Source organism: Crocosphaera sp. (genome assembly GCF_030064895.1).
GTDB lineage: Bacteria > Cyanobacteriota > Cyanobacteriia > Cyanobacteriales > Microcystaceae > Crocosphaera.
On sequence record NZ_JASJEB010000100.1, the window covers coordinates 15,648 to 38,537 of the forward strand.

Annotated in this window: 21 protein-coding genes and 1 pseudogene; 18 read left to right on the forward strand and 4 right to left on the reverse strand. The window is 36.7% G+C overall.

Going from position 1 to position 22,890, the window contains the following annotated elements; translation table 11 throughout:
- Positions 1 to 148: 148 nt before the first annotated feature.
- The 8 genes and pseudogenes from QNJ66_RS19545 (at position 149) to QNJ66_RS19575 (ending at position 6,921) form a co-directional block, all read left to right on the forward strand.
- Entirely contained in the window at positions 149 to 1,138 is a 990-nt protein-coding gene (locus QNJ66_RS19545) for an adenosine kinase (RefSeq protein ID WP_300509966.1), read from the forward strand.
- A 335-nt stretch (positions 1,139 to 1,473) separates the two neighbouring features.
- Positions 1,474 to 2,304 carry a hypothetical protein gene (locus QNJ66_RS19550; protein ID WP_300509968.1) on the forward strand — a complete coding sequence of 277 codons (831 nt, stop codon included), beginning with the start codon at positions 1,474 to 1,476 and terminating at the stop codon, positions 2,302 to 2,304.
- 133 nt (positions 2,305 to 2,437) lie between these two features.
- Positions 2,438 to 3,718 (forward strand): D-alanyl-D-alanine carboxypeptidase, encoded by a 1,281-nt coding sequence (locus QNJ66_RS19555; RefSeq protein ID WP_300509969.1) that lies wholly within the window; start codon positions 2,438 to 2,440, stop codon positions 3,716 to 3,718.
- A gap of 149 nt (positions 3,719 to 3,867) precedes the next feature.
- The gene (locus QNJ66_RS19560) at positions 3,868 to 4,074 is read left to right on the forward strand and encodes a DUF433 domain-containing protein (protein ID WP_300509971.1); all 207 of its coding nucleotides are present in this window, start codon (positions 3,868 to 3,870) and stop codon (positions 4,072 to 4,074) included.
- Between the two features lie 59 nt (positions 4,075 to 4,133).
- Positions 4,134 to 5,708 (forward strand): mCpol domain-containing protein, encoded by a 1,575-nt coding sequence (locus QNJ66_RS19565; protein WP_300509973.1) that lies wholly within the window; start codon positions 4,134 to 4,136, stop codon positions 5,706 to 5,708.
- Positions 5,709 to 5,779: 71 nt separating this feature from the next.
- Complete coding sequence (locus tag QNJ66_RS19570; RefSeq protein ID WP_300509976.1) at positions 5,780 to 6,055, forward strand: hypothetical protein; 276 nt, start codon at positions 5,780 to 5,782, stop codon at positions 6,053 to 6,055.
- Positions 6,052 to 6,213, forward strand: a pseudogene (locus tag QNJ66_RS26245) (clan AA aspartic protease); the annotation flags it as partial. The gene QNJ66_RS19570 and the pseudogene QNJ66_RS26245, both read left to right, overlap by 4 nt.
- A gap of 213 nt (positions 6,214 to 6,426) precedes the next feature.
- A complete protein-coding gene (locus QNJ66_RS19575) occupies positions 6,427 to 6,921 on the forward strand; it encodes a host attachment protein (RefSeq protein ID WP_300509977.1) in 495 nt (164 codons plus the stop codon).
- A 43-nt stretch (positions 6,922 to 6,964) separates the two neighbouring features.
- Here QNJ66_RS19575 and QNJ66_RS19580 read toward each other — a convergent pair whose 3' ends face one another.
- Positions 6,965 to 7,870, reverse strand: coding sequence for a transposase (locus tag QNJ66_RS19580; protein ID WP_300509978.1), 906 nt, complete (start codon positions 7,868 to 7,870; stop codon positions 6,965 to 6,967).
- A gap of 197 nt (positions 7,871 to 8,067) precedes the next feature.
- Between QNJ66_RS19580 and carA the strand changes: the two genes are divergently transcribed.
- From carA to QNJ66_RS19630, 10 genes are all read left to right on the forward strand, one after another.
- Positions 8,068 to 9,213 carry a glutamine-hydrolyzing carbamoyl-phosphate synthase small subunit gene (gene carA, locus QNJ66_RS19585; protein WP_300509980.1) on the forward strand — a complete coding sequence of 382 codons (1,146 nt, stop codon included), beginning with the start codon at positions 8,068 to 8,070 and terminating at the stop codon, positions 9,211 to 9,213.
- Between the two features lie 163 nt (positions 9,214 to 9,376).
- A complete protein-coding gene (locus QNJ66_RS19590) occupies positions 9,377 to 10,615 on the forward strand; it encodes an OFA family MFS transporter (RefSeq protein ID WP_300509983.1) in 1,239 nt (412 codons plus the stop codon).
- Positions 10,616 to 11,218: 603 nt separating this feature from the next.
- Positions 11,219 to 11,443, forward strand: a complete 225-nt coding sequence (locus tag QNJ66_RS19595; RefSeq protein ID WP_300509984.1) for a hypothetical protein — start codon at positions 11,219 to 11,221, stop codon at positions 11,441 to 11,443.
- Positions 11,444 to 11,580: 137 nt separating this feature from the next.
- Positions 11,581 to 11,889: a tetratricopeptide repeat protein gene (locus tag QNJ66_RS19600; protein ID WP_300510003.1), complete on the forward strand. Its 309-nt coding sequence runs from the start codon at positions 11,581 to 11,583 to the stop codon at positions 11,887 to 11,889.
- A 509-nt stretch (positions 11,890 to 12,398) separates the two neighbouring features.
- Positions 12,399 to 12,785 carry a GxxExxY protein gene (locus QNJ66_RS19605; RefSeq protein ID WP_300509986.1) on the forward strand — a complete coding sequence of 129 codons (387 nt, stop codon included), beginning with the start codon at positions 12,399 to 12,401 and terminating at the stop codon, positions 12,783 to 12,785.
- A gap of 133 nt (positions 12,786 to 12,918) precedes the next feature.
- Complete coding sequence (gene proA, locus QNJ66_RS19610) at positions 12,919 to 14,220, forward strand: glutamate-5-semialdehyde dehydrogenase (protein WP_300509988.1); 1,302 nt, start codon at positions 12,919 to 12,921, stop codon at positions 14,218 to 14,220.
- A gap of 67 nt (positions 14,221 to 14,287) precedes the next feature.
- Positions 14,288 to 14,626, forward strand: a complete 339-nt coding sequence (locus QNJ66_RS19615) for a phage holin family protein (RefSeq protein WP_300509990.1) — start codon at positions 14,288 to 14,290, stop codon at positions 14,624 to 14,626.
- 79 nt (positions 14,627 to 14,705) lie between these two features.
- A complete protein-coding gene (locus QNJ66_RS19620; RefSeq protein ID WP_300509992.1) occupies positions 14,706 to 16,175 on the forward strand; it encodes a DNA phosphorothioation system restriction enzyme in 1,470 nt (489 codons plus the stop codon).
- 42 nt (positions 16,176 to 16,217) lie between these two features.
- Positions 16,218 to 16,985 (forward strand): YebC/PmpR family DNA-binding transcriptional regulator, encoded by a 768-nt coding sequence (locus QNJ66_RS19625; protein WP_300509994.1) that lies wholly within the window; start codon positions 16,218 to 16,220, stop codon positions 16,983 to 16,985.
- A gap of 35 nt (positions 16,986 to 17,020) precedes the next feature.
- Positions 17,021 to 17,452 carry a hypothetical protein gene (locus tag QNJ66_RS19630; protein ID WP_300509996.1) on the forward strand — a complete coding sequence of 144 codons (432 nt, stop codon included), beginning with the start codon at positions 17,021 to 17,023 and terminating at the stop codon, positions 17,450 to 17,452.
- 164 nt (positions 17,453 to 17,616) lie between these two features.
- On the opposite strand, the gene QNJ66_RS19635 is transcribed toward QNJ66_RS19630, so the two are convergent.
- The 3 genes from QNJ66_RS19635 to QNJ66_RS19645 all read right to left on the reverse strand — a co-directional run.
- Positions 17,617 to 19,347 carry a ShlB/FhaC/HecB family hemolysin secretion/activation protein gene (locus tag QNJ66_RS19635; protein WP_300509998.1) on the reverse strand — a complete coding sequence of 577 codons (1,731 nt, stop codon included), beginning with the start codon at positions 19,345 to 19,347 and terminating at the stop codon, positions 17,617 to 17,619.
- Positions 19,316 to 22,033: an S-layer family protein gene (locus QNJ66_RS19640; RefSeq protein ID WP_300510000.1), complete on the reverse strand. Its 2,718-nt coding sequence runs from the start codon at positions 22,031 to 22,033 to the stop codon at positions 19,316 to 19,318. The genes QNJ66_RS19635 and QNJ66_RS19640 overlap by 32 nt, the downstream gene beginning before the upstream one ends.
- A 79-nt stretch (positions 22,034 to 22,112) precedes the next feature.
- The coding region (locus QNJ66_RS19645; RefSeq protein ID WP_300510002.1) for an RNA-guided endonuclease TnpB family protein at positions 22,113 to 22,890 on the reverse strand (778 nt) is incomplete at its 5' end.

Below are 22,890 nucleotides of genomic sequence, written 5' to 3' on the forward strand. Positions count from 1 at the left end.
AATGATAAACCCCATATACTCCATACGTCTAGCTATGCACTGGCAAAAAATCAGTAGTCTTAACCTGATGGAATTGTTGTATTATCGTGAGGATGATACCTCGTAATTAACAACGGGGTTAAAATTAACTAATGACTTGGGAATTAGCATGGGTAGAAAGTATCACGTTTACGGTGTCGGTAATGCGTTAGTTGACATGGAGTTTAGAGTGACTCCTGAGTTACTACAAGAATTACAGATTGATAAAGGGGTTATGACTTTGGTGGATGAGTCCCGTCAAGGAGAAATCATCTCTAAGTTTAATGGTAACCTTTGTAAACAAAGTGGTGGCGGTTCAGCAGCTAATACTATGGTAGCCTTGAGTCAATTAGGGGCTAAAGGTTTTTATTCTTGTAAAGTGGCTAAGGATGAAGCTGGATTTTTCTACTTAGATGATTTACAAAATTGTGGTTTGGATACCAATGTTCATGATGAAAAGGAAGTGGATGGAACCACGGGTAAATGTTTAGTTATGGTCACTCCTGATGCCGATCGCACTATGAATACTTTTTTGGGTATTAGTGGCAGTTTATCGGAAACAGAATTGGTTCCCGGGGCGATCGCTGATTCAGAATATCTCTACATGGAGGGTTATTTAGTAACGTCTCCCACCGCTAAAGCAGCAGCTATTAAAGCCCGAGAAATTGCTCAACAATCAGGGGTGAAAACCACATTTTCTTTATCTGACCCCAATATGACTTCTTTCTTTAAAGAGGGATTATTAGAAATTATTGGAGAGCAAATTGAGTTTATTTTTGCTAACGAATCAGAAGCTTTAACAATGGCTGATACAGAAGATTTTTCTGAGGCTGTTTCTTACTTTAAAAAACTATCCCAAGGGTTTGCTATTACCAGAGGATCACAGGGTTCCGTAGTCTTCGATGGTCAAGAATTGATAGAAATAACTTCTTATCCTGTAGAAGCTATTGATACTGTGGGTGCTGGAGATATGTACGCTGGAGCTTTTTTATATGGCATTACCCACGGCATGAATTATGCTCAAGCTGGTGATTTAGCTTCCCGCGCCTCTTCTCGCATTGTTACTTCTTATGGTCCTCGTTTAGAAACAGAAACCTTAAAGGAATTACTCAATAATTAATCGATAATGGATAATGGATAATAGCTAATGTAGAATCAGCAGAAAAATTAATTCTAGATTCTTATTTATCCTAAAAAAGAAAAGGGTTTAACCTAATTCATTCATTATCCATTATTCTAAGTTAAGTAGACAAAAATAAACCTCAGTTTTTAGTCAGTCCTAACAGAAGATAAAGACAGTCATTATCAAGGCTAAATCCTTGAATACTAATTTTTCTATTTTATATTTAATTACATCTAACCACTTATATTGAATTAAGGTTAACTTGCTATAATTCTTGTTATCATAGTACAATATAACTTATCAGTTAAAATAGTAATAGAGGGATATTGATTATGTTAAACCAATTCCGACAACATTATCCGGAAGGAAGTTTAGTCAGTGAGTTAGTAACCATCGATCATGGTAAATATATTGTTAGGGTATTACTACAGAATAATAATGTAACATTAAGTACAGGATTAGCAGCAGATGAGAAAATTGAAATCGCAGAAGATCGAGCGATCGAACGAGCATTAAATAGTTTACAATTAGACACTAAACCCGTTACAGTAAAAGAAAAAATTGTGGTTCAACCATCAACTTCCCCTCCAGAAATAACTCAACCAAAATCGACGGTTGCATACTCATCTCCTCCTCCAGAAAAAACAGTTGAAGTTGAACCTGTTGTCAAGAAAAATGAAATTAAAGAGATAGAAACCCCAACTAAACCACCAATTAAAACTACAACTGAAACACCGACTAAATCATCTAAAAATCAAGTTAAAACTACAAAAAACTCTAAGAAAGCACCATCAATAGAACCAGAAATAGAAGAAAAAACCCTTCCTATTCTTGAGACTCAACAGGAACCAAAAATAGAAGAAACTACTCTTCCTATTGCTGAAATCACCGAAGAAACAGAAATAGAAGAAACCACTCTTCCTATTGCTGAAATCACCGAAGAAACAGAAATAGAAGAAAAATCGTCCCTAGAAGAAGAAGTGCTAGATTTTTCTGAGATTATTGCCCGTTCTAACGTAGAATTAAAAAGGTTAAAATGGACAACAGAACAAGGGCGAGAATATTTAATTAGAACCTACGGAAAGCGATCGCGTCAAGTGTTATCTGATGATGAATTATTAGAGTTTCTTCGTTATTTAGAAAGCTTGCCCACACCTTCCTAGAAAAACAGTATATTCTTACTTTTATGTAATTTCAGCAAAACTCTAGTCAAAAGTGAACTATTCAGGATAAGATGCAACTGTGTCTGTTCCCTTAATTTTTCCATAAAAGATAGATAAGTGAGGAGTTTTAAAAATGTTTGATCTATTAGCTTTAACTTTAGGTAACTTATTAGGAAAAACACCCCCTGCTATCGATACGGTTCCCGTAGTAGCTTGGCAAGAGGCAAAAGTGTTTGATGTTCCTACCCAATCAGATCCCGTAGTAGAGTCTATTATTGAGGATTATTTACAGAAATTATCCTCTTTAGGGTTTCCTACTAATAAACAAGCCATTTGGTTACAATCAGACTGGGCTTATTTAGGAGATCATCAAGCAAAAATAGCCTTATCTGCCGCCTCTTTAACCAAAATTGCCACCTCTTTAGCGGCCTTAGAAACTTGGGGAACAGCACATCGTTTTGACACAGAATTTTTAAAGGTTGGAACCCTTGAAAATGGAGTTTTAAAAGGAGATTTAATCGTTAAAGGTAGCGGTGATCCCTTATTTGTTTGGGAAGAAGCGATCGCAGTGGGAAATAAACTCAACCAACTGGGAATTAAACAAGTTACAGGCAATCTAATTATTGTTGATAATTTTGCCATGAATTTTAAAAGCGATCGCCAAAGATCCGGACAACTATTACAACTAGCTTTTAATTCTTCTCGTTGGACACCCCTAATTAGACAACAGTATAAAACTTTACCCCCCAATACTCCTAAACCACAAATTACCATTCAAGGCACAGTTAAAGTTGCCAATAATGTTCCTGAAACAGCACAAAGATTACTGAAACATCAATCTTTAACCATGGCCGAACTCCTCAAACAAATGAACATTTATAGTAATAATGTCATGTCCGAGATGATTGCTGACTCTGTGGGAGGGGCCGCCGTTGTCTCAGAAGTGGCAGCTAAAGCAGCTAAAGTTGATCGCCAAGAAGTGCAGTTAATCAATGGATCGGGGTTAGGGGTAGAAAATCGTATTTCTCCCAGGGCCTCAGTAGGTATGTTAATAGCAATGGAAGAAAAATTACAAGATAATCCCTTGAGTGTAGCCGATTTATTTCCTATGGGGGGAAGGGATAAAACAGGAACAGTTCAATGGCGAAATCTTCCTGATGGGGTTGCGGTGAAAACAGGAACCCTCGCCCGAGTTAGTGCCTTAGCTGGCGTTATTCCTACCAAAGAAAGGGGGCCAGTGTGGTTTGCTATTATTAATCACGGTCCAAATATAGATCGCTTTCGAGTGGAACAAGATCGCTTCTTACAAAGATTAACTAACCATTGGAACTTAACCCCAGTAGCTTCTCCTGTAAAAGCCACAGAACCTGTTAAATTAGGCGATCCTCAACGTAATATACATACCGAAAGTTAATTGTAGGGTGGGTTAGGTGGTAATTAAATATGTTAGTTATTTGTTAATTAATTATCCACATTAACCCACAATTAAAAATATGTACGTTTATACCTTTTGTAAGTTGTCAATCAGCTAAAATAAGATAAAGTAGCTATTCAAATTATGTTATGAGCTATCACAATATTATTACCATTGAACCAGAGAAACGAGGGGGAAAACCTTGTATTAGAGGAATGCGGATAACTGTGTATGATGTATTCGGTTGGTTAGCTGCTGGTATGTCTCATGAGGAAATTGTAGATGATTTTCCAGAGTTGACAGAAGAAGATATTAAAGCTTGTTTAGAATTTGCTGCTAACCGAGGACGTTATTGAAACAGTATGATTTTTTTGATATATAATTAAACTAATTAGTATATAAATATTTTTCTGATATGACAAGCTTAATTGTCCTCGGTAATATTAATCATTTTACATTTGCAAATTCTGTAATTGTAGCTAATGCTAAAGTTAAAGAAGGCTGGGATCAGGGAGAAATATCTCAATTTTTCAACTTAGCTTTTTTAACACATACTAAAACTCTTGGGTTATCATTACTTTGGGCAATTATTTTACACAAATCGGATGAGCCCAGTCAGGCTTTAAGCAATATATTTGTTATTCATTCTAAAGATTCGTATATCAAGTTAAAGGATAATGAAGATTGGATAGATCATATAGAATCACATGGAATAAGTCGAGAATTATTCGTTGAAAAGATAATTGACATAACAGAAGAACAATCTTCAATTACAAAATTTGTTGATTATCTTGAGTTTATTTTAAAAGGCATACCTATTGGTAAAAACTTGATTATTGATCTTACTAATGGCACCTCATTCCAGAAAAACTTATTATCAATAGCTTCTTATATACTGGATATAAAACATCAATATCTAATTGATGTTTCAAAATTATCTAAACTAACTAAAGAAAGAGGATTTTTGCCAGTTAATATTTTGTTACCTTGCTATACTTTAGCTCCTGCTACAGATAGATTGGATAGGATTGCATACCTAAATCTTTCTGAAATGGTACGTTATAAAAAAATAATAGAACATCAAACAAGTAAATATATAGCAATTGATCCTGATGCTTCTGATGAGGAGTTTTTTGGTAATAACTTAGGTCATTCTATTCAGTTAAAATTACAAGGGGATCAAAGTAAAGATAATGCTATTTATCGAATAGCAGCTTCCTCAATTTCAGCGAGTGTAGAGGATTTAATTCGTCTTCTTATTAATAAGTTTATGTTAGTTAACCTTGCTGAGGGAGTGGATCGAAGAACTTTTGGACAAAAACTAAAAATTATTGAGGCTAAATTTGAACATGATACTCCATCTGACTTTGATTTAGAGTTTTTTAGAAAATTCAATGATTTTATGTTGTACTTGAGAAATAGTTCTACACACAAGGGTCAACTTTTAACTCCTTCAGAAAAGTTCAAAGCAGAACTTTCTGTAATAATGGCTTTTCCTTTTATTGACTTTTATACAGATATTGTCTATGATGCGTTATCAAAAAGCAAACTTACTAAAAAGCCCAAAAAAATAAGAAAACTAACTGATATCTTACCTGAAGAAAACTTGTATTATGGCTTAGATGGAGATGATACAGGAAAAATTTTAGAGGAACTTTTTTTAGCTTGTAGTGATGAAGCTAAATTTCGGAAATCAAGTAAACAAATAACTGAGGCAATTTCGGAAATTGCTAGATTTATTCGTAAGAAGGTTGGTAAAAAATCAGTTATATTTGAGGCAGGTGATGATCTTTTGTTTAAAGGTAATCTTGAAAAGCAAATATTGTTAGAAATACAGACTATGTACTCACAATTAACATCTGGGATAATAACATCAGGACTAACCTGTTCAATTGGATATGGAAGATCATTTCAAGAAGTTTATTTAGCATTGAAACTTGCCAAAACGCAGCCGGGGAAAAATTCTATTGTTGGAATTGAGCTTTGCTAAATCTGCTTGCCTATTATATCCCATCTCTTAGTTTTATTATTATTCATAAAAAAATCCTAATCAGTAAATCCATGAAAATTCGACAACCTCGTTATAGCAAAGAAGAATTAGCAAAACGTGGTCATGAACTCTATGACTCTCAGATTCGTTCTCAAGTTGAGGCAAATAATCACGGTCAGATAGTTGCTATTGACATTGAAACGGGAAACTTTGAAATTGCTAATGATAGCTTAACTGCGGCCAAACAATTATTAAAACATCATCCTGATGCACAAATTTTTGGTATTCGTATTGGCTATCCTGCTGTTCATCGCTTTGGTTTTTCTTGTTCTAATACACAAACATGATTATTGGTTATGTAAATACGAATCGAGAGGCAATTATCAAGTTAGCTGTGCTTGGTGAAAATAAAGTAAATCAGGGAATTAAAGCAGTAATAGACACGGGATATACAGGTTTTCTCACCTTGCCATCTGCTATTATCACAAAACTAGGATTAACTTGGTAACAATTACAGCATTATCGTAACTGACAGTGCGATCGCCTCAATTTCAACCTCTCAAGTAATCACACCAGGGTTGGGCAGAAGGATAAAAAGACATTGTTAAGTTCTTTTACCGAGAATACCCTGCAAATTTTAAGCTTTATTCCAAAGTGTTCTACTATACAAATCTGGCTGCTAATATGGGGATCTCAAGAATTCTAATCAAAAAGTCCTATGAATCAAGCTGTCGTTGCTGTTATGGATGGAACCAAAGCCCGCTTTTTTACCTTGCAAGAGGCAGAGTTTCCCGAATATCAGTCCAGTCCGAACTTGATTGAACATCAATGTTTAACCAATGCGGCCAAAGAAATGGCCGGGAAAGAACTCTGGGCCAACACGAAAACCGGACGGAACCGAGGCTCTCGCAGTCAAGGCCATGGCTATGATGACCATCGACAAAACCATATCAGTGAATATGAACGTCATTTTGCCAAGGATATTAGCCACGAAATTACAGAACTTCTCAGTCAATGGGAGTCTCATTTAATTCTGTTGGTAGCTGAACCCCAAATGTTAGGATTTGTGCGTGAGTCCTTGATGCCTCATTTATCTCGAAACATTAAACTCGAAGAATTAGCAAAAGACCTTTGTAAATTAAAACCCTTAGAACTTCATGAATATTTAGCCCATAAAAATTTAGTCCCTGCTCGCAAAGCTGTGGTAATCTAACCGCAAAAGCTTATCCCCCCTCATTAAGGGGGGTTGGGCGGATCTAATCGGAACTGGAAACTAAAGAATAAATTTGACCATCCATGAGAATACGGGTAATTCCTTTCGCTTGTAGATGATCGCAAGTTTTATATAGAAGACGACCATCAGGAACCTTGATAACCCGTTGAGAACGATTGGAAAAACGACGGGCAACCCGATGATTATCAAAAATAGGTAAGGTTCTTTGTTGTACTTCAGCCGAGGGAATTTGACCCAAATGGGCAAACTCTTTTAGGGGTTTAACAATTAATTCAGCCGCTCTATCTATCACAAGATAACAGGTTTTCGGGAAAGTGGCAGCCGACAACGGTAACACTTGAATATCTTTTGGTGCAGACAAAGACTCATCATAATCATCTTCATCCTCATCTTCATCCTCATCTTCATCCTCATCTTCATCCCAGTCATCATCACTGTCTTCTAACTCTTCTCCCAACATTTCTCCTACTGCTGCTACATCAACCTCTTCTAAGTCTTCCGTTTCAGACTCTTCATCCTCTTCTGTAGAAACCAAAATAGGAACGTCTTTCTTAACTGTCACAAGTAATGATTTTGAGGAAGGTTTCTCGGGGGGACTCTCAACAGAAGACTCCACTGCTTCTGTTGCTGTTGCTTCGGGAACCGGTTCCGAAATGACAGGGGTTTCTTTGATAATTGGATTAGTCTGCTTAGAGGCCGCTTTTAGTCTCTTGTCTAAGTAACCTTGAGGTTTATTGGTTCTAGCTAAGCGTTTTTGTTGAATTAAATCTTCATACTCCATATCCGAGAGAGTATTCTTCAAAAAACGACTAATGGTAGAACTACTGACCCCGTAACGGTCAGCTAAGGTAGAAGTGGTTTCTGGAGTTTGACGATAAAGATTAAGAATTTCTTGTTTGTCGTCGTTGGTCAGTTTCTTGGGACTCATGGGATTATACCTACCTTTTTGGCAGCCGAAGTCTACCTTAACACCTCACATCCATCTGCTAGAATTGTCCCCAGTGACTTAGGGTTTAACTGATTCTCAACAGATGGCTAGGACATCAGGATTGAATGGATTATCTGATCTAGTTTATCGTTAACCGCTAGGTTTCATCCCTTCTTAGTATCAAAAACTTAATGATTATGGCAATGGCAAAGGGTCAACCGGCTTTATTAGTGTTAGCTGACGGAACAATTTTTGAAGGGTTATCCTTCGGCGCGAAAGGAACAACGGTGGGAGAGGTAGTATTTAACACAGGAATGACAGGATATCAAGAAGTTTTGACCGATCCCAGTTATTGTGGTCAGATTGTCACTTTTACTTATCCTGAGTTGGGCAATACAGGGGTTAACCCCGATGATGAAGAATCGGAAAAACCCCAGGTTAAAGGGGTGGTCGCTCGTAACATAACTTATCGTCCCAGTAATTGGCGTTCCACTGAGTCTTTACCTGATTATTTAATCCGCTACAATATTATCGGTATTTATGGCATTGATACCAGGGCTTTAACCCGCAAAATTCGTTCTGTGGGGGCGATGAATGGCATTATATCCACAGAAATCTTGGATACAACCGAATTATTGCGGCAAGTTCAATCAGTCCCTTCTATGGCCGGGTTAAATTTGGTTAAGGAAGTCACTACCAAGGAAATTTATGAATGGTCAACCCCTACAGACAGTCATTGGGCCTTTAATATTAACGACCGTGAGACTTCTCAAGACGGTTTAACGGTGGTGGCCATTGATTTTGGGGTCAAGCGCAACATTTTACGACGGTTAGCTAGTTATGGTTGCAAAATTATTGTGGTTCCTGCTGATACCCCTGCTGAAGATATTTTAAAGTACAATCCTGACGGTATTTTCCTTTCTAATGGTCCGGGAGACCCTTCGGCCGTAACGGAAGGGGTGAGTACAGTTAAAGCTTTAATTGAAGAAGGAAAACCTACTTTTGGCATTTGTATGGGACACCAAATTTTAGGGTTATCTTTGGGGGCTGAAACCTTTAAGTTAAAGTTTGGTCATCGTGGTTTAAATCAACCCTGTGGACTGCAAGAAAAGGTGGAAATTACCAGTCAAAATCACGGTTTTGCGGTAACGGAAAAATCCTTAGATGCAGAGGTAGAAATTACCCATCTAAATTTGAACGATCGCACGGTGGCTGGTTTATCTCATAAAACCTTACCTTTCTTCTCGGTACAATATCATCCCGAAGCTAGTCCGGGTCCCCATGATGCAGACTATTTATTTGAGAAGTTTGTTAATTTGATGAAAGAAAATAAGGGCAAATAATAAACAATTAATAATGGATAATGGATAATTATTTTTCCATTATCCATTAAAAAACGACGATTAAAATTTACAGCAGTTTTAACTTGCATAGATTAAACATTAAAATATCAACACTCCCCACACTCCCCACACTCACTTAAAAACTGCCATTAAAAGGTGAAAAATGAATAATACGGATAATCAAGCACAATTACGAGTGCTAGGACTCCCTGCTCAACAAGGAAGATGGTTATTAATTCCTCTAGGGATGACTATCCTACTCTGTTTGGGGACGGTGTATTCTTGGAGTATTTTTAGAACCCCCTTAGAGATAGATTTACAAATTGGCGCAACTGAAAGTCTGTTGCCCTATACAGTTGCCCTCCTTTTTTATGCCTTATTAATGCCGATCGCAGGATTTTTTATTCCTCGCCTTGGGACTCGCTTAATGACGGTTATTGGGGGGATAATCGTGGGCTTAGGCTATATTCTCTCTAGTCTTGCTAGTAATATAGTAATCATGATTTTAACCTACGGTGCCATCGCTGGTACAGGTGTGGGTATTGCTTATGGTGTACCGATGGCCGTTATTGCTCGCTGGTTTCCTGATCGAAAAGGGTTAGCCGTTGGCTTAACAATTATCGGATTTGGGCTTTCTCCCCTAATTACTGCCCCTTTGGCCAATTTTTTAATCGAAAACTATACTGTTAGACCGACATTACGCATTTTAGGCATTATTTTAACGGTGGTTATTGTCATTATGGCCATCCCGATGAAATTTCCACCCAACCATTGGCAACCTTTAGCAACCACGACAAACACAGAGAGGGCAATTAATCAGATATATCCTAGCAGTTTATGGAAAAGTCACTCATTTTATGGCTTATGGATTTGTTATGTCATTGGGACTTTAATTGGCTTAACTGCTATCGGTATTTCTAGTCCTGTGGGGGAAGAGATGATTAAGATAAAACCCAGTGTTGCCGCTAGTAGTGTTTCTCTGTTTGCCCTATTTAATGGCATTAGTCGCCCTCTCTTTGGTTGGTTGAGCGATCGCTTTAAACCCCACTATGTTGCCATCGGTGCTTACACTTTAGCCCTGATTGGTTGTATTTTGATGATTAATGCACAGGTCGGACAAGTTAGCACCTATTTAATCGCTTTTTGTCTCTTTTGGTTTTGTTTAGGGGGTTGGTTAGCCATTGCACCCACTACTACCCTCCGCTTTTTTAATCCTGATCAATATGCTCAAAACTACGGTATTGTCTTTACGGCCTATGGAGTTGGTGCTTTAGTGGGTACAGTATTCACGGGACAAATACGCGATCGCTTTGGCTCTTATAGTATTGTCTTTTATTTTATGGCTTTACTCGCTATTATTGGCATTGTGGTGGCTAGTTTACTGTTAAAACGGAGAAAATAGCCCCTATCTTATCTCGAACTCGGGTTAATAACTTAGAGACAAGTCATCAAGAGCAAACATACTGCAACTTCATAAAATATCGAAGAACGAAAAGTGCAAAGTCCTGGTAATTTTTTCATTTTTTTGCTTTAATTTGGGTCAATCAAAAACTGATGTTTGAGAAGAAAAAGAGGAGAGGTGATATTGCTATCACCATGATGAAATCCTCTCTAAAAAACAATGACCCCTCACACCTAAAACTGTTCAAGAAAACGCTTTGCAAAAACAGAGTGTAGATGTCGGACAAAGGCAATCGGTAGATGTTTATTTGTGACTGCGTTTTGCCTTTAATGTTAGTTTAGCTGGTTAACAATAATACTTCAGTCCCATAAAAAAGAGAATTTTCCTAATTAATTCATAGAAACTTGTGTTAATAAAGTGGAAAATTGGGGAAATAAAGAGAAATTTGAATGAAGTCAGAAGTCAGAAGTTCCTCACTACGTTCCGACGCTATCCCACAGAAGTATAATTTATAGATGAGGACTTCTGCCGATATTTTGTTAAAAATTTATCTGTTTAATTATATGATAAACTATTTAGTTGTTCATTAAGACTAATTTTATTATGTGGCGAATTAATGTTCGTTGTAATGGAGATTCTTGGAAAAAGTCAGGTGCTGATTTTAAAGCCATGACAGAAAATTATGAAGTGGAATTGATAGGTTCTCAGAAAATGCCTGATGGAACGAGAATCATGGGTTATAAAATGGAGGACATTAGTGAGGTGGAAACTTTCATAGAAGATTGTACTAAGTTTCCTGGGTTTACGGCTGACTTTGAGTCTTTATAACAAACAAAATCTATCCCTTCAACCAATAAAACCGACAAAATTGTTGAATAAGAAATATAATTTGACCTCATGAAAACAGACCGCCCAATATTAACTAAAGTATCCATTAATCTTCCTTTCGGCATTGGTGGGGCAGAATTACAGGGGTTAAACCTCCCTTAAGTACCAAAACTGTCACCTTAACCGCAGAAGAATGGTTTAACAGTGGTTATAGTAAAGGCGAGTCTGGAGACAATCAAGGGGCGATCGCAGACTACAATCAAGCTATTAACCTTAAACCTGACTATTCTCTTGCTTACTACAATCGCGGTGTAGACAAGGATAACTTAGGAGACAAACAAGGGGCGATCGCTGAATATAATAAAGCAGCACAACTTTACTCACAACAAAACAAGATGGATGATTATTTAGATGCGCTTAATCAAGTGAAAAAATTACAAAAATAGGAAAAAGTAGAAAACAAAGGATTTTTTAGTAGACTGTTTGGGTTAAATTAAATATTCTCTATTTCATCATTCCCCTTCCCAGTATCAGGATTTTGGAGGATTATAAGATTTACAGAATAGGGTTATGGTGATGGAGTTAATAGGATCATGGAATGAGATTAGATGGATGATACGATTTACAGGATAGGGTTATGGTGATGGAGTTAATAGGATCATGGAATGAGATTAGATGGATGATACGATTCACAGGATAGGGTTATGGTGATGGAGTTAATAGGATCATGGAATGAGATTAGATGGATGATACGATTCACAGGATAGGATTATGGTGATGGAATTAATAGGATCATGGAATGAGATTAGATGATAGAATTTACTATATTAATTACAATTATCTTTCCCAGAAAGTTTAAAAGAAAAAAATCCTGAAAATCCCCTAATCTTGTCTAATCCTGATACTGAGGGGGGAAAAGATATATACTTAACACCATCACTTTTATAATAAATAAATGAAACTCGAAGATATAACCTATAAAGTAATTGGTTGCTCTATGAAAATTCATAATACGTTAGGTAATGGGTTTCAAGAAGTTATCTATCAGAGATGTTTAGCCATTGAACTGCAAAAAGTTGGTTTAACCTTTGAGAGGGAAAAAGAACAACCTATCTATTATGAAGGTATCCACGTAGGAACAAGAAGGGCTGATTTTGTTGTGGAAAATAAAATTATAGTTGAACTCAAAGCTGTAATTAATTTAGAAAATGTTCATCTTGCCCAAGCTAAAAATTATGTGGTTGCTTATGATTTTTCTGTAGGATTATTAATTAACTTCGGAGCAACCAGTTTACAATATAAAAAAATATTCAATCCTAAGTATAATGAGAAAATAAAATAAGTGATTGAACTTATTTTTTGTTAAATTGCCTAAATAAACTAGAAATAATATTAAGAATATCTATAAAATAAAGCTTTCTATATATATTTTGGTATAATGAAAATCCTATGAAAAATCAAGATTGTTATTAGCAATGATAGTTAATTCTTCTGAATTATTATTAAAAGAAGTTGCCGAGAAAACCTCTAAAGCAGCCCGAAAGTTGGCAGGACTTTCAAAAGGCGATCGCAACCAAGCAATAGAAGCGATCGCTACAGCATTAGAAAATGCTTCAGCCGATATTATTAAAGCTAATGAACTCGACTGTAAACTAGCAGAAAAAGAAAGTATTTCTAAGCCATTATATAACCGTTTAAAACTAGGAAAAACAAAACTTGAAGCTACTATAAAAGGGGTTAGAGATGTTATTAATTTAGACGATCCTGTGGGTCATATTTCCATTCACCGAGAATTAGATGAAGGTTTAATATTAAAACGAGTTAGTTGTCCTTTGGGGGTATTAGGAATAATTTTTGAAGCCCGTCCAGAAGCCTTAATTCAGATTACAAGTTTAGCTATAAAATCGGGAAATGGAGTTATTTTAAAAGGAGGTAAAGAAGCCTTAAACTCTTGTCAAACCTTGGTTAAAATCATCAGAGAAGCTTTAATTAAAACCAAAGTTAGTCCTGATACAGTACAGTTATTAACCACCCGTGAAGAAACTAGAAAATTATTAGAATTAGATGAATATATTGACTTAATTATTCCCAGAGGTTCCAATGAATTTGTGAGATTTATTCAACAAAACACTAATATTCCTGTGTTGGGTCATGCAGATGGAATTTGTCACTTATATGTTGATAAAGAAGCAGACTTAGACACAGCTATTGCTGTTGCAGTGGATGCAAAAACTCAATATCCTGCTGCTTGTAATGCTATCGAAACATTATTAATTCATCAAGATATTGCTAGGAAATTTTTACCAGAAATTGCTGAAGGTTTGATCTATAATGACGTTAAACTAAAAGGAGATAAATTAACTCAAACTTATCTGGATATTGAAGCAGCAACCGAAGAAGACTGGAAGACAGAATATAGTGATTTAATGTTATCTATTAAGGTTGTAGACTCCTTAGAAGCAGCTATTAATCATATTAATACTTATGGTTCAAAACACACAGATGCTATTATTACAGAAGATAAAAATAGCGCAGAAGTATTCATGAATCAAGTGGATGCTGCCGGGGTTTATCATAACTGTTCAACACGCTTTGCAGACGGTTTTCGCTACGGTTTTGGGGCAGAAGTTGGTATTAGTACCCAAAAAATGCCCCCTAGAGGTCCTGTGGGTTTAGAAGGGTTAGTTACCTATAAATATCAAGTAACAGGAAATGGTCACATCGCTGCTACTTATTCCGGTGAAAATGCAAAATCTTTTACTCACAAAGAAATATGACTTTCTACTTAAAATGTTTGTCCTATAATAGAGGAGAAAATCTCAATAAATTAAAAGAGATCAGATTATGGAACTATTAATTGCTTGGTTAATTACCGCTATCAGTTTATTGATTATTGCACAACTCCCCATTGGAGTAGAAGTAGATGATTTTGGTAAAGCTTTAGTTGCTGCTATTGTTTTTGGTGTTCTTAATGCGTTAGTTAAACCAATTCTGCTTTTTTTCGGTTTTCCCTTAACTATATTAACATTAGGATTATTCTTGCTAATTATTAATGCCATTATTTTTGGTTTAGCTGCTGCATTAGTTAGAGGTTTTCGCTTACGTTATGGTTTTTGGAGTGCGCTATTTGGTTCAATTTGTTTAAGTTTTATTAATGGTATATTATCACAAGTTGTAAGATAATAATCCAAATTAATCTAATAGATAGAGACGCTATAAATAGTGTCTCTACAATGATTTATATACAAAAAAATAAAAGATAATGGATAAGTATAATCAAATCAATTTAAGCATTGATTGGGATAAATTAATTAGAGATTATCAACACAAATTTTCTAATTATAGAGTAAAAGAAAAACAAAAAAAATATCAATTATTTACTCAAGGAAACCCCGAAACTCCCAAATCTCTAAAACTACGAGATTATCAACAAGAAGCAGTTATTAACTGGTTTAAAAATAAGGGAAGGGGAACCTTAAAAATGGCAACAGGAAGTGGAAAAACAATTACTGCTTTAGCTATTGCTACAGAATTATATGAGAAAATTAAACTGCAAGTATTATTAATCGTTTGTCCCTATCGTCATTTAGTTGTGCAATGGGAAAGAGAATGTAAAAAGTTTAATTTGAATCCTATTTTAGCTTTTGAAAGTGTTTATAATTGGCAAAGTAAACTATCAACAGAACTGTATAATGTTCAATCTTATCAAAAACCCTTTTTAACTATTATTACAACTAATTCTACTCTAATTAAGCAAGGATTTCAATCACAAATAAAATTTTTCCCCGAGAAAACCTTAATTGTTGGAGATGAAGCGCATCATCTAGGTTCCCCTCGTTTAGAAAGTAGTTTACCTCGTAACATTGGTTTAAGATTAGCATTGTCTGCTACTCCAGAAAGATATTTTGATGAAGAAGGAACCGACGCTTTACTAAACTATTTTGGAGAAGTAATAAAACCGGAATTCACTTTAGCTGATGCCATAAAAAAACAAGCATTAGTTCCTTATTTATACTATCCTATCTTTGTCAATTTAACAGAATCAGAAGCCTTTACCTATGCAAAACTAACTCAACGTATAGGTTGGGCATTAGGTGAAAATGATAATCTTAAAAATAACGATAACTTGACCTCATTATTAATTCAGAGATCCCGTTTAATTGGAGTAGCAGAAAATAAATTAACTGCACTCAGAGAATTAATGAAAAATCTTTTAGAAACTAACTATACTCTCTTTTATTGTGGAGATGGCTATTTAGAAAACGAACCGAAAAATCATCAAAAACAGATCGCAGCAGTGACTCGTATTTTAGGCAGAGAATTAGGTTATAGAGTTAATACTTATACAGCAGAAAATACTTCAGAAGAAAGAGAAAAAATTCGTCAACAATTTAAAAAAGGAGACTTACAAGGATTAGTTTCCATTCGTTGCTTAGATGAAGGAATTGATATACCAGAAATTGAACAAGCTGTTATCTTAGCCAGTAGTGGAAACCCCCATCAGTTTATTCAAAGAAGAGGACGAGTATTACGACCTTATCGTCAGAAAAAACAGGCAATAATTTATGATATGGTCGTCTTGCCTCCCGATTTAGATCGGGCTACCTGGGAAGTAGAACGAAACTTATTAAGAAAAGAGTTAAAGCGATTTGTGGAATTTGCTAAAATTGCTAAAAATGCAGAAGAAGCCAGTCATAAATTCTTAGCGATTCAAGAGCAATATTCACTCTAAATAAGCTATAATATAAGGTAGATAGTTATTAAAAATATTGTTATGGCAGGACATAGTAAATGGGCAAATATTAAACGCCAAAAAGAAAGAGTGGATGCAAAAAAAGGGAAAACCTTTGCACAATTATCCCGTGCTATTATTGTGGCAGCTAAACACGGTATTGCCGACCCAGCCGGGAATTTTCAACTGCGGACAGCCATAGAAAAAGCCAAAGCAGCCGGCATCCCTAATGATAATATCGAACGGGCGATCGCTAAAGGTGCCGGAACCTACGAAAACGATGATACAATTTACGAAGAAATTCGTTACGAAGGTTATGGAGTTGGTGGGGTTGCCATTATCATCGAAGCCTTTACCGACAACAGAAACCGTACCGCAGCCGACTTACGTTCAGCCTTTACTAAAAACGGGGGTAACTTAGGGGCGGCTGGTTGTGTCGGTTGGATGTTTGAACAAAAAGGGGTGGTAAGAGTAGAAGGAATTATAGATGAAAACGCCCTCTTAGAAGCATCTATGGAAGGAGAAGCAGATAGTTATGAATTGTACGACGAAGTTGGGGAACAGGGGGCAGAAATTTTTACAGATATGACCAACTTGAATCGATTAAGTCAGACACTAAACGATAAAAATTTTAACGTGACAGAAGCAGAATTAAGATGGATTCCTAATAATCTTATTGAAATTGAGGATAATGAGCAGGCTAAATCAATTATTAAACTAATTGAAGCCTTAGAATCCTTAGATGACGTACAAAATGTTACAGCAAACTTTGAAATGGCGGACGAATTAATTTTTTCTAGTATAAATTAAGTTATAACCAAACTTACTGAGGAGGAAAATTAAAGATGACCACTGAATCTCAAGTCCCTAAAGAAAGTGCTATTACCCCCACAAAAACTGAAGAGAAAGCCATTACACCCGAAGTAGTCTCTGAGGAATCTAGTGAAATTCAAAAGGAAACCACTGCACTCATTGACGCTATTAGAAGTAAAGCTTTATCCGAAGCCAAAGAAGCCGGAGAATTAGCCCGTGACAACTATTTAGAAACAGTTCGTCGCATTCGTCAAGATATCGAAGACCGCAAATTATTTGATCCTCAACGCATTGATGAGGCTGTCAAATATATTCAAAAGGAGGTAGAAAAAGATTGGGAGGGTGTTGTTAAAGAATGGAACACTGTAGTTAAAGAAGTTAGTAGTTTTGGCGATCGCCTTAGTGAAGCGGCCAAAGCTGCTTGGGAAATTTTAACCGCACCTTCCAAAGAGACTAAAGATTAATTTTTTCCTAAATAACTAACATTTTTGGGGTGGGCAATGCTCACCCAAATGTCAAAATTTATTCAGTTACAGTCAAAAATCACCCTGTTGCCTGTTGCCCGTTCCCTGTTCCCTCTCTAAACTAGCTAGTTTTATTGAAGATGCAATATCTGAGTCAAATATCCTTACGGACTAATAGTAATTGTAAAAAAGATACCATCATCCTGTAAAGAATTTCCCCCTTGAAATAAGTCTTTTCCTAATGGATTAGCCCAGTCAATACGTGCATTAAAAAAATCACCATATCGTACTTGTAAACCAATACCAACAGAACCTAACTCATTAATAGGAGGGTCAGGTAAATCTCCACTATTCCACCCTTGACCGTAGTTTACAAAAGGAACAAGTTGAACCAGAAATTGATTTTGAGGAATATGGTAAACAGGGAAACGTAGTTCCATTCCTGCAAAAATTCCATTATCCGTTAACAAAGAATTTTGACGATATCCTTTAATATTTCCGATTCCACCTAAAGAAAATTGCTCCAAAGAAACGATAGAACGATCCGCAAGTTGTACATCACTTCTCAGAACAAATAAAGTATCCTCCGCTAATAATTTAACCCATTGTGCTTGACCTCGCCATAAAAAATAGTTACTATGAGGAGCATCAGGATTAACCTCTAAATCAAAGGGTCTTGTTGTGCCAAACGCCTCAATTCCCCAATCAAGTTGCGACCTTGCTGATAATACCTGACTAGGCGTTCTTCCTACCCATTCTTGAGAAAATCGAACCGTAGAAATATGAGTTCTTCCGTTAGTATCAGAACCCCGAGAAGGAAAAGCAAGGCCATCTAAATAAACTGTTTTACTCTTTTGATGATCAATATCTAAACCTAAAGAAAACTCTTGTGACGGGGTTTGAATAATCGGTTGTCGAAAGCGAAAAGAATACTTTTGATAATCAGAATTAATCTCTAAAATATCTAAAGGTTCCTCGATAATTTCCCCTGTTAAACTTCTATATGCTACCTCAACCGTCCCATTATAAACATTAACAGGAACCTGATAAGTAAGCTCCAAATCATCGCTGGCATCCGTGTTAAAATAACTAAAACTAACCTGATCCCCAATTCCCCATAAATTATTTTCAGCTAAATTAAACCCCCGACGAATTTCTCCTACTTGCGGGTTACGTCCATTATCAAACAAAACACTAGGATAAAAAGAACGCCCCGAGACAACTTTAACCACTAAAATATTATTACCAGGACGGGGACTCGGGATTAATTGTGCTGAAATACTTTCAATAATTGGGTTTAATTGTAATAGTTGTAAAGACTCAACCAAACGAGGAATATTTAACGGAGTTTGTCCCCCTAACTCCAAGCGATCGCGCACATAATTAGGATTAAGTTTACCTTCAACTGTAACTTGAATGTCCTCTAATTGACCTTCAACAATTTTAATAGTAATAGTATCATTTTCGATGGTTTGGGGGGGAATATAAGCCCCAGACGTAATATATCCTTGCTCAATATAATACTGAGTAATAGCCGCTCGCGCTTCCAATAACTCAGCAAAACTCAAAGGGCGATTAATAAACCCCTTCAGAATCCCACTTAATTCTTCTGCATCAAAAGCGGTATTTCCCTCAAAACGAAACTGCTTAACGGTAATAGTTCCTGGAATATTCGGTGACACCTCCTCTGTGGGAGGAGGGTTAACATTAGGAGGAATTAAAGGGTTTTCCAGTAAAGGAACAGGTTGGGGTAACTCAGGGGGAGAAGTAGGAGGAATGGGACTGTTATCAAAAGACTGCGCCATTAACTGACCAGCAAAAACCCCACTTAAGCAGAAACAACCAAAAAACAAATAAAATAGGTTAGAGAGACGAGTTACGCGTTGACAAATCATAACAGTTAGCAGGACTTAAACCAGGACTGTGAGGAGTCACAGTGGGCGCTTTTGCTGTTAGCACTACATTACCATCAGCATCAATTATCCATCCTTGTGCTTCCACAATAGATGGGGTTTGTGTCTCACTTAAATTCGGAGATACTTCTGAAGGGAGAGAAGTTCCTGGTTCAGAAGGCAGGGAATTTGATGAATCAGTATTAGGATAACCTAATTCCGTTAAACCTGTGGGGTTGTCTACCCCTTCATTGGGGTTAGAAGGTAAACCACCCCGTCCCCTAATAGTAAATTCTCCCCTGCTTAAAGCTTCACCAGGACTACAAGCATCAATAATGACCTTACTCGCATCTACCACTTCATCCGGTAGTTTAACCAAACTTCGTTGGGGGTCAACATCAGGACGGTTAATTCCAATATTTCCCACTTGGCCAAACTGAGAACTAGCAGTTATATCATTTAAAAAGGTTAATTGTTGCCTTTCTTCGATACCAAAAACCCCGGCAGCGTTAATATTGATATTTCCTCCCTGGCCTAGAAACGCATTAGCAATAATATCGCTGTTTTCCGTGGGAACAGCAAGAATAAACAACGCATTAATATCAATGTTTCCCCCGTTTCCTAGTCCCCCTGTGGTTCCTGCGGTGGTAGAAATGCTGCTACTACGACGTAAACTTAAAAATCGCTCCACATCAAGGCCAATATTTCCCCCTTCCCCCGAAGCAGTTTCAGCAGATAAACGACTACTATTATCTAAGAAAATATCCTTTGCTTGTATATTAATATCCCCTGCATTTCCTAACCCAAAACTACTCACAGTTACTTCTGAATCATTATTAACCATAAGATCATCAGTGTTAATGCTTAAACTCCCTGCATTGGCTAAAGCATTATCTGATTCTAATAACTCTTGATCAAAACCTAATTCTAGAGCAGTTTCTTGACTTAACGCTTCACTGGTAGCGGTAAGCTGACTTTTGCCATCCAAAGCAATAGACCGCGCATTAAGGGTTAAATTACCCCCTTGACCCGTTCCAATGCTTCTAACAGCTACTTGTGAACGATTATTGACAGTTAATTGCTCCGTATTAATGGTTAAGTTTCCTGCATTTCCCGTTCCTTGAGAAGATGCTGTGATAATGCCTTGATTATCCAAAAAGATAGTATTAGCTGTTATGTTAACGTTCCCTGCATTGCCTTCACCTAAACTAGCAGCCGAAATGACACCCCCATTACTAACTGTCAATTGATTTGTGTTAATAGTTAAATTACCCCCTGGAGAAAATCCCAGTAAATTAAGATCCGTAAAGCCCGATTCTGCTGAAATTCTACTTAAAAGTGTGTCTGAGATATTCGGAACAAACCCACTACCAGTAACTTGTATTGACTCAGACGCATTAATTGTAATTGTTCCACCATTACCAACATTGTTAGCCGTTACTGCTAGTATTTGTCCACCATCTTGTAGGGTTAATCGTTTTGTATTAACGATGAGTTCTCCTCCATCTCCTGACCCAGTCGTGGAAGTCGTTAAGAGACTGGAAGTAAAAAAGCCGGTTCCAATAAGCTCAATGGAGTCAGAAGCATTAACTTCTAATCTACCGCCGGAACCCTCATTAAAGGTTCCTGATGAGATTCCTGCTCCATCTTGTAATCTCAATCTTCGGGTGTTGATTAAAATATCGCCCCCAATATCTATTGCATCCCCGTCAACTTGCGCTGCCACACCTGTAACACCTGATGGTGTTTGACTTCCAATAAGTTCAACAGACTCAGACGCATTAATCAGAATCGTTACTTCCCCATCTAAATTTTCTGTGGTACTCGATATTTGTGCTTGGTTTAATTTAATGTGTCTTCCTTGTAACTGAATGGTTGAATTATCGGCATTTACGGATGCTCCTTGGGAAAAAAAGATATCTTGAAAAGTTGCTACGTTTTGATAGTTTAATTGAAAACCTCTATCTCTTGCCTCTAATTGCACTCGACTATTATTACTAACACTACCTAGTTCTATTCTTCCTTCTGTAACCATTATGCTACCCCCAGGAAAGCTTATGTCTCCTCCCACTAAAGCCAGAGTATTACCAGGACTCACACTGAGATCATTGGCTTGATTGACAATTCTTCCTGGGTTAGATCCAAATTGTAACCCAACAGGAATACTGATAGTTAAAAGAGGATTCTGTTGAGTGTTAGTTGCACTAAATTTGACCCCATCAGCAAACTCAATGACATCAGCACTACTGGCTAAAAAAGATCCTCCAATGTCGATCTGTGAATTGGGGCCGAAGGTAATCCCATTGGGATTAATTAAAAATAGATTTGCCGTACCATTGGCACGAATGATTCCCTGAATGTCGGAAATCGATCCCCCTGTGATACGACTAATAACATTCGTGACGTTATTGGAATTATTAAAATAAGCTTCAATATTGTTGGGAACCGAAAATTGCTCGAAACTATGAAATAAATTAGTTCCGCTTTGCATTCCTCCAGTAATCTCTAACTGATTACCCCTTGGAGTTACCTGGGTATTGACGGTTCCATCCCCAGACACTTGTGCTGAAACTATAGGGACATAAGTTAAACAACTTATAGTAAAAACATTGAAAATGATTTTACACTTCTGAATGGTTAAAGAATAATTTACACTCATCACAGGCTGTAGATTGTTGAGTTTAGACATTCAAGGTGAGTCCCTTTCGACTCAATTTATTCTTGAATTATAAATCTAATCTCAACTTGATGGGGGTGAACTACCCCAACTAATTGCAAGCAATATAGTTGGGGTTTCCAATCTCATTAGGAATTGCGTCTAAGAGGTAAGAAATCTTACCTCCTAGCCGTCTTACATTCCCGACCTTGGCAGTATCGCTAGTTCCTAACGATAATATCCGTAAGGCTTCATTTCTAATATTTATTGAGGCATTTATGTCACGGTCATGGTTTGTATGACAATGTTCACAAGTCCAATTTCTAATATCAAGAGGCAAACTGTCTACTTGATTTAGACATACATGACAAGTCTTAGAACTAGGGAAAAATCTATCAACTTCAATATAAGTTTTCCCTTCGTTTTCTGCTTTGTATTTAAGCATTGTACAAAACATTCCCCAACCACAATCACTGATAGCTTTAGCTAATTTGTGGTTTTTAACCATGCCTTTGACATTGAGATTTTCTACAGCAATAACTTGGTTTTCGTTGACTATCTTACGGGATAGTTTCTGTAAAAAATCCTCTCGACATCTAGATATTTTTGAATGTACTTTAGCTACTAATCTTCTAGCTTTTTGCCTAGTATTACTCCCCTTTTGTTTACGAGATAATTTTTGTTGTTTACGTTTCAAGTTCTGTTGATGTTTAGCTAAATGCTTAGGGTTGTCAAATTTAGAGCCATCACTGGTGACAGCAAAATCAGTTAATCCTAAATCTATTCCAATGGCCTTACCTTCTGTTGAGGTTTCTGGTTTCTCTAGACCATCATCAACTGTAACTGAAGCATAGTATTTGCCATCACTGTTTTTTGAGATTGTAACTGTC